Source organism: Clostridium intestinale, assembly GCF_035905475.1.
Lineage (GTDB): Bacteria > Bacillota > Clostridia > Clostridiales > Clostridiaceae > Clostridium_T > Clostridium_T intestinale.
Genome location: NZ_CP121166.1, coordinates 1,429,375 through 1,443,728, shown reverse-complemented (window position 1 = coordinate 1,443,728; position 14,354 = coordinate 1,429,375). Strand labels below are relative to the sequence as shown.

Sequence of the window (14,354 nt, the reverse complement as noted above, 5' to 3'; positions counted from 1 at the left end):
TTGATATAATAAGAATATGATTGACTTTTTAGAAAGGCAAATATAGGAGGCAAAATATGAAAAAAATATCGATATTAGGGGTTACTGGGTCCGTAGGAACGCAAGCTTTAGACGTAATTAGATTTCATAAAGAAACTATGGAGCTTGTAGCTGTATCTGCATTTAAAAACTTTGAAAAAATGATAGAAATATTAGAGGAATTTAAACCTAAATATATTGTATTAGAAGAAGCTGATGCTTACAATAAATTCGAAAATTATATTAAAGATAACAATAAAGAGGTTATACTCTTAAAGGGAATAGATGGACTAAAAAAAATAGCATCTTTAAGTGAAATTGATGTCGTTTTGACATCTGTAGTTGGTATGATAGGTCTTGAACCTACATTAGAAGCTATACGAGCTGGTAAGGATATAGCTCTAGCAAATAAAGAAACTTTAGTTGTAGCGGGAGCTATTGTTATGGAGGAAGCAAAAAAATATGGTGTGAAAATATTGCCTGTAGATTCAGAGCATGGGGCTATATTTCAATGTCTAAATGGAGAAAAGTATGAAGATATTAACAAAATTCTTCTTACAGCATCTGGGGGTCCTTTTAGAGGTAAAGTTTCTAAAGAACTAGAAGATGTAACTTTTAGGGAGGCTTTAAAACACCCTAACTGGAGTATGGGAAGAAAGATATCTATAGATTCTGCTACGTTAATGAATAAGGGGTTAGAGGTTATAGAAGCTCATTGGCTATTTAATGTACCGTTTGAAAAGATACAAGTTGTTGTTCATCCTCAAAGTTTAGTACATTCTATGGTGGAATTTAAAGATGCAAGCGTAATCGCTCAAATAAGTTCTACAGATATGAAATTACCTATACAGTATGCATTAAACTATCCTAATAGGGAAAGTAATATATGTAAAGAGTTAGATTTTTGGAATTTAGCTAATTTAAGTTTTGAAAAACCTGATTTTGAAACATTTAAATGCCTTAAACTAGCTTTTGATGCAGGAAAAATTGGTGGCATAATGCCTACAATTTTAAATGGAGCTAATGAAGTTTTAGTTGAATTATTTTTAGAAGAAAAAGTAAAGTTTCTAGAAATTCCAGAAATAATAGAAGAGTGTATGAATAGATTTTATGTAGATGAATATTTAACTATAGAGGGTATTTTATCTACTGACAAATTAGTTAGAAGCTATATTTATGAGAAATATAGTTAGAAGGAGGAAATAGATGTATATAGTAGCAGCTATATTAGCATTTTCTGTGCTAATAATTGTTCATGAATTAGGTCACTTTATAATGGCAAAGGTAAATGGGGTAAAAGTTGAGGAGTTTTCTATAGGTTTTGGACCTAGGGTTATAGGTGTTAAAGTTGGTGAGACAGATTATTGTTTAAGGATTCTCCCTCTAGGTGGAAGAGTTGCTATGCTTGGGGAGGAAGAAGAGGTTAATGATAAAAGAAGCCTTACAAGTAAATCCCCACTAAGAAGGATAAGTATTATAGTAGCTGGTGTTGTTATGAATTATCTTTTAGCAATAGTTATTTTTATTACCATGGGTATGAATTTAGGTTTTAGTACTCCAGAGGTTAAGGATATAGTTGATAATTCCCCAGCAAAAGAGGTTGGTCTTAAAGCAGGAGATAAGTTCACTAAAATAAATGATATGAAAATACTAACAGCTGAAGATGTATCTGTAGCTGTAGCATTAGCTAAAGGAAATCCATTGGATGTTGAGATTAATCGTAATAATGAAACAAGAAAATTTAATATAACACCTAAGTTGACCGAGGAAGGAAACTATCAAATCGGATTCTACTTTGGCAGAGTTGATAATCCTTCGTTTACTCAATCAATTAAATATGGTGCAAATCAAACAGTTTCATTAGTTAAGCAGACATTTTTAGGATTTAAGATGTTATTTTCAGGCAAAGCTAATCTGAAAACAGATATTGGCGGACCTGTAACAATAGTAAGAATGAGTGGAGAAGCTGCTAAAGCAGGTATTTGGAGTCTTCTATATTTTACTGCATTTATTTCAGTAAATTTAGCTGTATTTAACTTATTACCTTTCCCAGCATTAGATGGTGGTTGGGCATTCTTTATATTAATAGAATTAATTACAGGCAAAAAAATACCTGATAGAATATTAAATTACGTTAATAGTGTGGCATTAACACTTTTATTAGGAATAATGATTTTAGTAACAATTAAGGATATACTTTTTCCAGTTCAATTTTAGAGGTGTAGAATATGTTTAGAAAAGAAACAAGAAAGATTAAGATTGGTAATAAAACATTTATAGGTGGAGATAGTAGAATAACAGTCCAATCTATGACCAATACAGATACTAGAGATGTTAAAAGTACAGTAAATCAAATAAGAAACTTAGAAATTGCTGGTTGTGATATTATAAGATGTGCAGTTCCAGATATGGAGGCGGCAAAAGCTATAGGAGAAATTGCTAAACAAATAAGTATTCCTCTAGTTGCAGATATTCATTTTGATTATAAACTAGCTTTAGAATCTATAAAAAATGGAGTTTCAGCTTTAAGGATTAATCCAGGCAATATTGGTTCAATTGAACGAGTAAAAGTGGTTGCTGAAGCATGTAATGATAAAAACATACCTATAAGAATAGGTGTTAACTCAGGCTCATTAGAAAAAGAGCTTCTAGCTAAGTATGGAAAGCCATGTCCTGAAGCATTAGTTGAAAGTGCTTTAAAAAGTGCAGATATATTAGAAAAGATGAATTTTAGAAATATTGTTATATCTATAAAATCTTCTGATGTTCAAACTATGATAAATAGTTATAGACTTATGAGTGAAAAATCAGATTATCCTCTTCATTTAGGAGTTACAGAGTCTGGAACTCCTTGGAGAGGAACAATAAAGTCTTCTGTTGGAATAGGAACTTTACTTGCTGAGGGGATTGGAGACACAATAAGAGTATCTTTAACTGGTGATCCTGTTGAGGAAATTAAAGTTGGGAATGAAATTCTAAAAGCTTTAGGAATTAAAAAAGGTGGTATAGAATTTGTTTCTTGTCCAACATGCGGAAGAACTCAGATTGATCTTATAGGAATAGCTAAAGAGATTGAAGATAAACTTTCAAGCTGCAAAAAAGATATAAAGGTAGCTATTATGGGGTGTGTTGTTAACGGCCCAGGAGAAGCTAGGGAAGCTGATATAGGAATTGCAGGAGGAAAAGGTGAAGGTATAATCTTCAAAAAGGGTGAAATATTAAAAAAAGTTAAAGAGGAAGATTTAGTTCAAGAATTAATGAAAGAAATTGATAAACTTTAGATAACAAGTTAAAATAGAAAAAGTATAGTTGAAATTCAGCACGCTGGATTTCTTCTTTTGCTTTTGGTATTCAAAATTATTTTTAATTATGCTAGGAGGAATTTTCCTTGGGTAAGGAATTTATAGAGTCAATAAATAAAGAAATTTATAAACTTGAAGATATTGAGGAAAAAGCTCTTAGAATTTCAGGTTTTCAATATATGAAAAAAAGCAATAAATTAAAGGTTATCTTAAGAAGCAAAGAAGCCTTAAGTAGTAAGGAAGAATTAAGTGTTAGAGAGATAATTACAAAAAAGTTGAATTTGAATGTTGACATAGATATTTTATGTATTATAGATATATCCAATATAAGCTTAAAAGAGATTGTAGATAAGCACTGGAACGAATTGATTGAAGAAATAATTAAAAAGCATCCATTAACTAAAAATATTTTATTGTCCGGAGAAAAAGAAGTTATAGATAACTCTTTAATAATTTCTTATGGCTCAGAGATACTAATAAATTTTGCGAAAAAACAGAAGATGCAAGACTTATTAAGAAAATATATTAATTCTATATTTGGATTTAAAGCAGTAGTTGGTTTAAAATTTGATAGTGAAATTGACATAAAGATAAGTGAAGAATATAAAGTCTATAAAAAGCAAGAGACAGAAAAAATAATAAAAGAAATAAAAAGCAATGTCCAGGTTGAAAGACCAAAAATGCCAGTAAAAGCAGCAGAAATACAGAAGAAAGATTATAGTAATAAAGATGTAAAAATAGATAATGAAAATATAATTATGGGAAGAGCTATTGTAGAAGAATCTATTCCTATAAAGAGTGTAAATGAGGAATTAGGGATAGTAGCGTTAACAGGAGAGATATTTAAAGTAGAAACAAGAGAAACTAAAAGTGGAAAAATACTTCTAACCTTCTTTATTACAGATAATACATCATCTATTGTTGTAAAAGCCTTCTTAAATTCTAAAGTTCAAGAGAGAGTTTTGGAGAATGTTAAAAAAGGATTATACTGCAAGATTAGGGGAGAGGCAAGATACGATAATTACTCAAGAGAAATAACCTTTAGTGTTAGAGATATAGTAAAGATGCAGAAAATTGTAAAACAGGATTTGGCTTCTGAAAAAAGAGTTGAGCTTCATTGTCATACTACAATGAGTACGATGGACGCTGTCACATCACCTTCAAAACTTATAGAAAGGGCAGCTAAGTGGGGTCATCCAGCAATTGCAATAACTGATCATGGTGTAGTTCAGGCCTATCCTGAAGCTATGGATGCTGCTAAAAAACATGGAATAAAAGTTATATATGGACTAGAGGGATATTTAGTTGACAATGGGGTTCCTATAGTTCTAAACTCTAAAAATCAAAGTATTAAAGATACTTACGTAGTTTTTGATATAGAGACAACAGGGTTTTCACCTAAAAATGATAAAATAATAGAAATAGGGGCAGTTAAAGTATGTGATGGTAAAGTAATAGATAGATTTTCAAGTTTTGTTAATCCAGAGAGACCAATTCCCTTTAATGTTACTGAACTAACATCAATAGAAGATAGTATGGTGATGGATGCACCTACTATTGATAAAGTGTTGCCAGAATTTTTAGCTTTTTGTAAAGGTTCAGTTTTGGTTGCTCATAATGCAGGATTTGACTGCTCTTTTATTAAAACCAATTGTAACAATTTATCACTAGAATTTTCTTTTAGTATTTTAGATACTGTTCCTTTAGCGCGATTTTTATATCCAGACTTAAAAAGAGTGAAACTTAATATAATAGCGAAACATTTAGGTATTTCTTTAGAAAATCATCACAGAGCAGTGGATGATGCAAAGGCAACAGCTGAGATTTTATTAAAATGTTTTGAGAAATTAGTAGAAGATTTTAATATAGATAACCTAGATAAGCTAAATGAAGAGTTTTTAAATAATGTTGATATTGGTAAGCTGCCTATGTACCATGTAATAATACTTGCTAAAAATCAAGTGGGGATTAAAAATTTATATCAACTAGTTAGTAAAGCACATTTAGATAATTTCTATAGAAAACCTAGATTACCAAAAACACTTGTATCTGAGTTTAGAGAAGGGTTAATAATTGGGTCTGCATGTGAGGCTGGTCAAGTATATAGAGCTATTTTAGATGGTAAATCTCAAAATGAAATAGAAGAAATTGCAAGTTTTTATGATTATCTAGAAATACAACCTATAGACAATAATATGTTTTTAATTGAAAAGGGAAATGTAAAAGATAGAGAAGAATTAAAAACAATAAATAGAAATATATATGATATTGGACAAAAACTAGGAAAAGTTACTGTAGCTACTTGTGATGTGCATTTTATGGATCCAGAAGATGAAGTTTATAGAAAAATAATATTAGCGGGACAAGGCTTTAGTGATGCTGATAGTCAGCCACCATTGTATTTAAGAACAACTGATGAGATGTTAAAGGAATTTGATTATTTAGGTGAAGATAAGGCTTATGAGGTTGTTATTAAAAATACTAATTTTATAGCAAATCAAATAGAAGGCTGTAAGCCAATACCAGATGAAACCTATCCACCTAAAATTGATGGGGCAGAGGACGATATTAAAAATATGACTTTAAATAAGGTTCATAGTATTTATGGAGATAATTTACCAGAAGTGGTTCAAAAGAGATTGGATAAGGAACTTAATTCAATTATATCAAATGGATATGCAGTGCTTTATTTAATTGCTCAAAAATTGGTTGCTAAATCAATTTCTGATGGATATTTAGTTGGTTCAAGAGGATCTGTTGGTTCTTCATTTGTAGCAACTATGTCTGATATTACAGAAGTTAATGGGCTACCACCCCATTATGTATGTCCAAATTGTAAAAAATCGCAATTCTTTTTAGATGGATCTATAAGTTCTGGAGCTGATTTACCTGACAAAAATTGTCCTGATTGCGGAACCTTATATAAAAAAGATGGTCATGATATTCCATTTGAAACCTTCTTAGGTTTTGAGGGAGATAAAGAACCAGATATAGATTTAAACTTTTCTGGAGATAATCAAGGTGTAATTCACAAATATACTGAGGTTTTATTCGGAAAAGGGTTTGTATTTAAAGCAGGAACTATTGGAACTGTAGCAGAAAAAACTGCATATGGATATGTTAGAAAATACTTAGATGAAAGAAACATAATAGCATCGTCGGCAGAAATAGAGAGATTGACACTAGGATGTACAGGGATAAAACGAACTACAGGCCAGCATCCAGGTGGTATAATGGTTGTGCCTAGAGACAATGATATTCATAATTTTTGTCCAATACAACATCCAGCAGATGATCGTGATTCTGATGTAGTTACAACGCACTTTGATTATCATTCAATAAGTGGTAGACTATTAAAATTAGATATATTAGGTCACGACGACCCAACAGTTTTAAGAATGCTTCAAGACTTAACGGGTATAGATCCTAAAACAATTCCTCTTCATGATGAAAAAGTATTAAGTTTATTTACAAGTCCTGATGCACTTGGAATAACAAAAGAAGAGCTTGAATGTGAGGTGGGAACCTATGGACTTCCTGAGTTTGGAACTAAATTTGTTCGACAAATGCTTTTGGATACTAAGCCCAAAACTTTTGCAGATTTAGTGAGAATATCGGGACTATCACACGGTACTGATGTATGGCTTAATAATGCTCAGTATTACATTAAAGAAGGATATACTACATTAAGTGAATGTATTTCTACAAGAGATGATATTATGGTTTACTTAATTTACAAAGGGGTTCCTCCTAAGACGGCGTTTAATATAATGGAAAAAGTGAGAAAAGGAAAAGGTGTATCCGAGGAATATGAACAGATAATGAAGGAGAATAATGTTCCAGAGTGGTACATAGAATCCTGTAAAAAGATAAAATACATGTTCCCAAAAGGGCATGCTGTTGCTTATGTTATGATGGCAGTAAGAATAGCATATTTTAAGGTTTATTATCCTTTAGCTTACTATGCAACTTATTTTACAGTTAGAGCAGATGATTTTGATGCTGAGCTTATATGTAAAGGTGAGGGAGCTATTAAAAATAAGCTACAAGAGATATATCAGATGGGGAATAATGTAACCCAAAAAGATAAAGGATTAATGACTATATTAGAAATAGCTTTTGAAATGATTAAGAGGGGATTTAGGTTCTTAAAAGTAGATCTCTACGAATCAGATTCTGTAAAATTTAAAATAGAAAATGGTATGATAAGACCACCTATTAATTCTCTTCAAGGTGTTGGAGATAATGCAGCAAAAAGTATAGTAGAGGTAAGAAAAGATGGAGAATTTATATCAAAAGAAGATTTAAGAATAAGAGCTAAAATATCAAAAACAGTTATAGAAACTTTATCGATTCATGGATGTCTAGAGGGTCTTGGTGAAACAAATCAAATTTCGTTATTTGGATAGTAAAAGATAATTTCAAATAAAGGTTGTAATCCAATTATTACTATGTTATTATAAAAATAGAAAGTTTATTTAAATAGAAGCGTAGAAGGGAGTGGACAATTTGTCCGCTCTTTCTATTTGTAAAACGCAACTATAAATGTTGCGTTTTTATATAGCTTATATTAATAAACTAACTATTGGCTATACTAAACGGTAAGGCTAGTAAAGGAGGTTAAAAGATGAAAAAGATTGAATTGGAAGATAAGCTTAAAGAACTTATAAAACCTTTGGTAGATGAACAAGGATATGAGTTCTATCATGTTGAATATGTAAAAGAAAATAATGAGTATTATTTAAGGGTATATATTGATTCAGATAATGGTATATCCTTAAGTGATTGTGAAAAAATCAGTAGATTAGTAAGCAGCTTAATGGATGAATCAGATCCTATAGAAGGTCAATATTATCTAGAGGTATCTTCGCCAGGCATTGATAGACAGCTATTTACTAATGAACATATGCTTAAAAGTGTAGGTTCTAAAGTAGTTGCAAGACTTTTAAAGGCTGTTAATGGTGAAAAAGTTATTAAAGGGACATTATCCGAAATAAAAGAGGATGAAATTGTTATTTTAAGGGATAATAATAGTATTATAATTCCAAAAGATAAAATCAAGTCCATAAATATTGAAGGGGAGATATAGATTAAGGAGGGTATATCAATGAATGAGGAATTCATTAGTGCATTAAAAGAAATCATTAGAGATAAGGGAATAAGTGAAGAGCTACTATTTGCAACTATAGAAGATGCTTTGATTAATGCTTATAAAAAGAACTATTCTTTTGGAAGTGACAGAGGGGCTCAAAATGTTAGAGTAAGTATAAATACAGAAACTGGAGAGCTACATGTTTACTCACAAAGAGAAGTTGTTGAAGACGTTTATGATGCTTTAACTGAAATAGAGCTACCAGATGCAAAAGAAATAGATCCAAGATATGAACTTGGTGATATTGTTGAAATAGAAGTAACTCCAAGAAATTTTGGAAGAATAGCTGCTATGCAAGCAAAACAAGTTGTGCTTCAAAGAATAAAAGAAGCTGAAAGAAAAATTGTTTATAATGAGTTTAAAGAAAAAGAATTTGATATTATTACAGGAACTGTAATAAGGAAAGACAGAGGCAATGTCTTTGTTGATTTAGGCAAATTAGAAGCAATTTTAGGTCCAAATGAACAAATGCCAGGAGAAGAGTATAATTTTAATGAAATGCTAAAATTATATATAGTTGAAGTTAAAAATGGATCTAAGGGTCCTCAAGTTTTGGTTTCAAGAACTCACCCTGGTTTAGTAAGAAGATTATTTGAATTAGAAGTTCCAGAAATATATACTGGAATAGTAGAGATTAAATCAATATCAAGAGAAGCTAGTTCAAGAACTAAAATAGCAGTTCATTCAAATGAAGACGATGTTGATCCTATGGGTGCATGTGTTGGTCCAAAAGGTCAAAGAGTACAAAATATTGTAAATGAACTTAAAAATGAGAAAATTGATATAATTAAATGGAGTAAGCTTCCAGAAGAATTTATTGCAAATGCATTAAGCCCAGCAAAAGTACTTGATGTAACAATAGATGAAGAAGTTAAATCAGCAAAAGTAGTTGTTGACGATTCTCAGCTTTCTTTAGCTATAGGTAAAGAAGGTCAAAATGTTAGATTAGCAGCAAAGTTAACTAACTGGAAAATAGACATTAAAAGCAAATCTCAGATAAAAGAATAGAGAGGTGTTATTAATGAAAGTTAAAAAGATTCCAATGAGAATGTGTAATGGTTGTATGGAGATGAAGCCTAAAAAAGAGTTAATAAGAATAGTGAAATCTCCTACAGGAGAGATTTCTGTCGATTTAACTGGCAAGAAGTCAGGAAGAGGCGCATATATTTGCAAAAATGTTGAATGTTTAGAGAAGTCATATAAAGCAAAGCGCTTAAATAAGAACTTAGAGAGTGAAATAAACGCTGAAATCTATGAAAAATTGAAAGAAGTGATTTCAAATGGTTAATAAATTTTTTCAATTTTTAGGATTGGTGAAAAGAGCCGGTAAAGTTATTGAAGGATATAATAAATGTGAAGATTCCTTAGGAAAAAAGAAAATACATCTATTTATATTTTCAAATGATTTATCAGAAAGATCCTACAAATTATTTTCTACTTATTGCATAAAAGAAAACATACCATTTATCGATGAATTTTCAAAAGAAGATTTAGGAATGGCAATAGGAAGAGTTGAGATAAATGTGATCGGAATTACTGATAAAAATATGGCAGATAAATTATTGATTAACTATAAAGAAAATAAAAATAATAAAATTTAATAATATTCGGGGGTGAATACATGTCTAAAATTAGAGTGTATGAATTAGCGAAAGAGCTAGGTATTTCAAGTAAAGATTTGATAACCTTACTAGCCGAAGAATTCGCTGTTGAAGTAAAAAATCATATGAGTGTAATTGAAGATGAAGATGCTGCATTAATTAAGGAACTTTTAGCAGGGTCAACTACTGTAGTAAGTGATGAAGAGAAAAAAACTATAGTAGATGAATATGAAGAAAGAATTGCTGAAGAAGTTAATAATCAAGCTAAGAAAAAGAAAAAGAACAGAAACAAGAAAAGTGATGAAGAACTAAATGATGGGTCAATAGAAGAAGTTATAGAAATTGGCGACAGCATCACAGTTAAGGATTTAGCTGATAAATTTAAGAAACCAAGCACAGAAGTAATTAGAACATTAATGTTTGAAGGTGTTATGGCTGGATTAAATCAAGAGATAGATTTTGAAACAGCTCAAAAGGTTGCAGAGAAATTTGAAATAATTTTAGAGAGAAAAGCTGATGATTTAACTTTAGAGAAAATAGAAGAAGATATTGATAAGGAAGAAAATCTTTCTAAGAGACCACCAATCATAACAGTAATGGGTCATGTTGACCACGGTAAGACTTCTCTTTTAGATGCTATAAGAAAATCTAGTGTTACAGAAAAAGAAGCTGGTGGAATAACTCAACATATTGGAGCTTATACTGTAAGGGTAAATGATGAAAAAATTACTTTTCTAGATACTCCAGGACATGAAGCATTTACTGCTATGCGTGCAAGAGGTGCTCAAATTACAGATATAGTTATATTGGTTGTTGCAGCTGATGATGGAATAATGCCTCAAACTAGAGAAGCTATAAATCACTGTAAGGCAGCAGAAGTTCCAATGATTGTAGCAATTAATAAAATAGATAGACCTGGTGCTAACATAGAGAGAGTAAAACAAGAATTAACAGAATATGGATTAGTATCTGAAGACTGGGGTGGAGATACTATATGTGTACCTGTATCAGCTAAAACACAAGAAAATTTAGATTCTCTTCTAGAAATGGTTCTTCTTACAGCTGAAATACAAGAATTAAAAGCAAATTCTGATAGAAGAGCTAAAGGAACTGTAATTGAAGCTAAATTAGATAAAGGAAGAGGAGCTGTTGCAAGTCTTCTTGTTCAAAATGGTACTTTACACGTAGGTGATTCTATAATAGTTGGATCAACTTATGGTAGAATTAGAGCAATGTTTGATGATAAGGGTAAAAAGATAAAATCAGCAGGACCATCTATACCAGTAGAGATATTAGGTCTTTCAGAAGTTCCATCAGCAGGAGATAGATTCAACGTAGTTAAAGATGAAAAAACTGCTAGAACAATGGCTGAATCAAGAAAAGATAAAGATAGAACTGATCAACTTAATTCAAGTCACAGAGTATCTTTAGAAGATTTATACTCTCAAATCAAAGAAGGAAAAATCAAAGAATTATCTGTTGTTGTTAAAGCTGACGTTCAAGGTTCTGTTGAAGCAATAAGATCTTCATTAGAAAAATTATCAACAGATGATGTAAAAGTTAGAGTTATACATGGAGGCGCTGGAGCTATTACTGAAAGTGATGTTATTTTAGCAGCTGCATCAAATGCATTACTTATAGGATTTAATGTTAGACCAGATTCTAATGCAACTATTGCGGCAGAAAAAGAAAATGTTGATATGAAGACATATAGAATTATATATGATGCAATTGAAGATATAAAATCTGCTATGATAGGAATGCTTGATCCAGAATATAAAGAAGTTATACTTGGAAAAGCGGAAATTAGGCAAACTTATAAAATTTCTAACGTTGGAACTATCGCAGGATCTTATGTTTTAGATGGAAAGCTTGTTAGAAATTCAGATGTAAGAGTAATAAGAGAAGGCATTGTAATTTTCGAATCAACATTAGGCTCATTAAAGAGATTTAAAGATGATGTTAAAGAAGTTAATGCTGGATACGAATGTGGAATAACAATTGAGAGATTTAATGATATAAAAGAAGGCGATATAGTAGAAGCTTATACTATGGAAGCTATAAAGAGAAAAGAACTGTAAAGAGGTGATTTTATGGCTAATTATAGAGGTGGCAGAATTAATGAAGAAGTAAAGAAGGTAGTTTCTTCTCTGATTCAATATGAAATAAAGGATCCTAGACTTTCAGCAATGGTATCTGTTACTGATGTAAATGTAACTAAAGATTTAAGATATGCTAAGATTTTCGTTTCAATTTTTACAAATAATGAGGAAGAAAAAGCAGCAACATTAGACGCTTTAAAAAGCGCTAGTGGGTTTGTAAGAAGAGAATTAGGTCATAGAATAAACTTAAGATATACTCCAGAAATCATATTCGAAGAGGATAAATCAATTTCTAGAGGAATGTATATAGATTCTCTGATTGAAAAGACTAAGGAGAAATAATCATGGAAGATATAATAAAGAAAATCAATGAATCTTCTATAATAGGGATTACTTACCATGTATCTCCTGATGGTGATGCTGTAGGAAGTGCTCTTGCTTTACTACAAGGAATCAGGAAGCTAGGTAAAATTTCTTATATACTTTCAAAAGATGTTATTTCAGAGGACTTGGGGTTTCTCCCTTGTTCCTCCGAAATAGATAACGAAGTCTATGAACCTAAAGATGATACAGATTTAGTGATTATTTTAGATTGTGGCAATCTTGAAAGAGTATCAGCAGAGCTAGGTAATTATAAAGGAACTACAGTAAATATAGACCATCACTTATCAAATGATAAATATGCACAAATTAATTATGTTGATACTAACGCTTCAGCTACAGCAGAGATAGTTTATTCACTTCTTAAGGCTATGAATGTTATCGTTAATAAGGACATGGCTACATGTCTATATACGTCTATTGTTACTGACACAGGATCATTTAGGCATTCGAATGTAACTAAGAGAACCCATGAGATAGCTGGGGAATTAATATCCTTAGGTATAAATAATTCAGTAGTACATTCAGAACTTTTTGATAATAAACCTATAGAGAGTTTGATTCTATTAGGTGAGGTTATAAAAAACATAAGAACATATTTTAATGGTAAAGTATCGGTTTTAGAAATAACAAATCGTATATGTGATTCTATAGGTATACCTCCTGAAGAGGTAGCAGATGTCGTTAATTTTGGATTACAAGTTAAAGGAGTAGAAGTTGCGGTATTACTTAAGGAAGCTTCTAACGGGATTAAAGTAAGTTTAAGAAGTAAAAATAATTTCGATGTTAGAAATATTGCAGGACTTTTTGGAGGAGGCGGACATTCTAAGGCCTCAGGTGTATTTTTCAAGGAGAAATCAATAGATGAAGCTAAAGAATTACTTCTTAGCGCAATAGAAAAAGAGTTGATATAATGAATGGTGTAATTATTGTAAATAAACCTAAAGGGATAACATCTTTTCAAGTTGTCTCTAGGGTAAGAAAGATTGTTGGAGTAAAAAAGGTTGGTCATACTGGTACTTTAGATCCTTTGGCGACAGGAGTTTTGCCTATTTGTATTGGAAAAGCTACCAAAATAATTGATTATATAATGGAAGGTAAAAAAGGTTATAGTGTATCTTTTGAGCTTGGAAAAATTACTGATACTTACGACAGTGAAGGTAAAGTAATTGATGAAAAATCAATTATTGGAATTGACGAACATAAAGTACTTGAAGTTATAGCTTCTTTTAAAGGACCTATAATGCAAGAACCCCCAATGTATTCAGCGCTAAAACAAAATGGTAAGAGATTATACGAGTTAGCAAGAAAAGGAATAGAGGTCGAAAGAAAAAAAAGACCAATTACTATTTACAGTATAGAAAATATACAAATATCACTTCCTAAAATATCGATGGATGTCGTGTGCTCCAAAGGAACTTATATTAGAAGCTTGTGTTATGATATAGGTAAAGAACTTGAAGTAGGGGCTTTCATGACTGAATTAAAAAGGACTTTATCTAGTCCGTTTTCAATAGATGATGCTATAAATTACGATGATTTGGAAAATGTTATTATAGAAGATAACTTAATGACTATGGATAAAACATTAGATTTCTATGATAAAATTATTATAGAAAATGGATATGAAAAGTTACTTTTAAACGGGGTTAAAGTTTCAGATAAAAGATTTTGTAAAGCAAGAGTTGAAGAGGATAAGCTTTTTAGAGTATATACCAGTGAAGAAACGTTTATAGGTATAGGTAAAATGGATTCTTATGGTTTTAAACTGGAAAAAAATCTAATGTAATAAAATCAA

General features: G+C 30.9%; 12 protein-coding genes. All 12 read left to right on the top strand.

Annotated elements, in window-relative coordinates; translation table 11 throughout:
- Positions 1 to 56 precede the first annotated feature (56 nt).
- The 12 genes from P8F83_RS07465 to truB all read left to right on the top strand — a co-directional run bounded on the left by P8F83_RS07465 (position 57) and on the right by truB (position 14,345).
- Complete coding sequence (locus P8F83_RS07465; protein ID WP_326514106.1) at positions 57 to 1,211, top strand: 1-deoxy-D-xylulose-5-phosphate reductoisomerase; 1,155 nt, start codon at positions 57 to 59, stop codon at positions 1,209 to 1,211.
- A gap of 13 nt (positions 1,212 to 1,224) precedes the next feature.
- Positions 1,225 to 2,235, top strand: a complete 1,011-nt coding sequence (gene rseP, locus P8F83_RS07460; RefSeq protein WP_326514105.1) for an RIP metalloprotease RseP — start codon at positions 1,225 to 1,227, stop codon at positions 2,233 to 2,235.
- A gap of 11 nt (positions 2,236 to 2,246) precedes the next feature.
- A complete protein-coding gene (ispG, locus tag P8F83_RS07455) occupies positions 2,247 to 3,299 on the top strand; it encodes a flavodoxin-dependent (E)-4-hydroxy-3-methylbut-2-enyl-diphosphate synthase (protein WP_326514104.1) in 1,053 nt (350 codons plus the stop codon).
- 107 nt (positions 3,300 to 3,406) lie between these two features.
- On the top strand, positions 3,407 to 7,729 hold the full coding sequence (locus P8F83_RS07450) for a PolC-type DNA polymerase III (RefSeq protein ID WP_326514103.1): 4,323 nt from the start codon (positions 3,407 to 3,409) through the stop codon (positions 7,727 to 7,729).
- A gap of 218 nt (positions 7,730 to 7,947) precedes the next feature.
- Positions 7,948 to 8,409, top strand: a complete 462-nt coding sequence (gene rimP / locus P8F83_RS07445; protein WP_315113291.1) for a ribosome maturation factor RimP — start codon at positions 7,948 to 7,950, stop codon at positions 8,407 to 8,409.
- A gap of 18 nt (positions 8,410 to 8,427) precedes the next feature.
- Complete coding sequence (gene nusA, locus P8F83_RS07440) at positions 8,428 to 9,480, top strand: transcription termination factor NusA (protein ID WP_073015984.1); 1,053 nt, start codon at positions 8,428 to 8,430, stop codon at positions 9,478 to 9,480.
- Between the two features lie 13 nt (positions 9,481 to 9,493).
- Complete coding sequence (gene rnpM / locus P8F83_RS07435) at positions 9,494 to 9,760, top strand: RNase P modulator RnpM (RefSeq protein ID WP_326514102.1); 267 nt, start codon at positions 9,494 to 9,496, stop codon at positions 9,758 to 9,760.
- On the top strand, positions 9,753 to 10,073 hold the full coding sequence (locus P8F83_RS07430; protein WP_326514101.1) for a ribosomal L7Ae/L30e/S12e/Gadd45 family protein: 321 nt from the start codon (positions 9,753 to 9,755) through the stop codon (positions 10,071 to 10,073). The genes rnpM and P8F83_RS07430 overlap by 8 nt, the downstream gene beginning before the upstream one ends.
- Positions 10,074 to 10,093: 20 nt before the next feature.
- On the top strand, positions 10,094 to 12,154 hold the full coding sequence (gene infB / locus P8F83_RS07425; protein WP_326514100.1) for a translation initiation factor IF-2: 2,061 nt from the start codon (positions 10,094 to 10,096) through the stop codon (positions 12,152 to 12,154).
- A 12-nt stretch (positions 12,155 to 12,166) separates the two neighbouring features.
- Entirely contained in the window at positions 12,167 to 12,517 is a 351-nt protein-coding gene (gene rbfA / locus P8F83_RS07420; protein ID WP_021802101.1) for a 30S ribosome-binding factor RbfA, read from the top strand.
- Positions 12,514 to 13,470: a DHH family phosphoesterase gene (locus P8F83_RS07415; protein ID WP_326514828.1), complete on the top strand. Its 957-nt coding sequence runs from the start codon at positions 12,514 to 12,516 to the stop codon at positions 13,468 to 13,470. Before rbfA ends, P8F83_RS07415 begins: the two co-directional genes overlap by 4 nt.
- Positions 13,470 to 14,345, top strand: coding sequence for a tRNA pseudouridine(55) synthase TruB (gene truB, locus P8F83_RS07410; RefSeq protein ID WP_326514099.1), 876 nt, complete (start codon positions 13,470 to 13,472; stop codon positions 14,343 to 14,345). The genes P8F83_RS07415 and truB overlap by 1 nt, the downstream gene beginning before the upstream one ends.
- Positions 14,346 to 14,354: the final 9 nt, after the last annotated feature.

Bases quoted from the DNA above. Each gene is read 5' to 3' on its own strand.
- P8F83_RS07465 (WP_326514106.1), top strand. From the start codon at position 57: ATGAAAAAAATATCGATATTAGGGGTTACTGGGTCCGTAGGAACGCAA.
- rseP (WP_326514105.1), top strand. From the start codon at position 1,225: ATGTATATAGTAGCAGCTATATTAGCATTTTCTGTGCTAATAATTGTT.
- ispG (WP_326514104.1), top strand. From the start codon at position 2,247: ATGTTTAGAAAAGAAACAAGAAAGATTAAGATTGGTAATAAAACATTT.
- rimP (WP_315113291.1), top strand. From the start codon at position 7,948: ATGAAAAAGATTGAATTGGAAGATAAGCTTAAAGAACTTATAAAACCT.
- nusA (WP_073015984.1), top strand. From the start codon at position 8,428: ATGAATGAGGAATTCATTAGTGCATTAAAAGAAATCATTAGAGATAAG.
- rnpM (WP_326514102.1), top strand. From the start codon at position 9,494: ATGAAAGTTAAAAAGATTCCAATGAGAATGTGTAATGGTTGTATGGAG.
- P8F83_RS07430 (WP_326514101.1), top strand. From the start codon at position 9,753: ATGGTTAATAAATTTTTTCAATTTTTAGGATTGGTGAAAAGAGCCGGT.
- infB (WP_326514100.1), top strand. From the start codon at position 10,094: ATGTCTAAAATTAGAGTGTATGAATTAGCGAAAGAGCTAGGTATTTCA.
- rbfA (WP_021802101.1), top strand. From the start codon at position 12,167: ATGGCTAATTATAGAGGTGGCAGAATTAATGAAGAAGTAAAGAAGGTA.
- truB (WP_326514099.1), top strand. From the start codon at position 13,470: ATGAATGGTGTAATTATTGTAAATAAACCTAAAGGGATAACATCTTTT.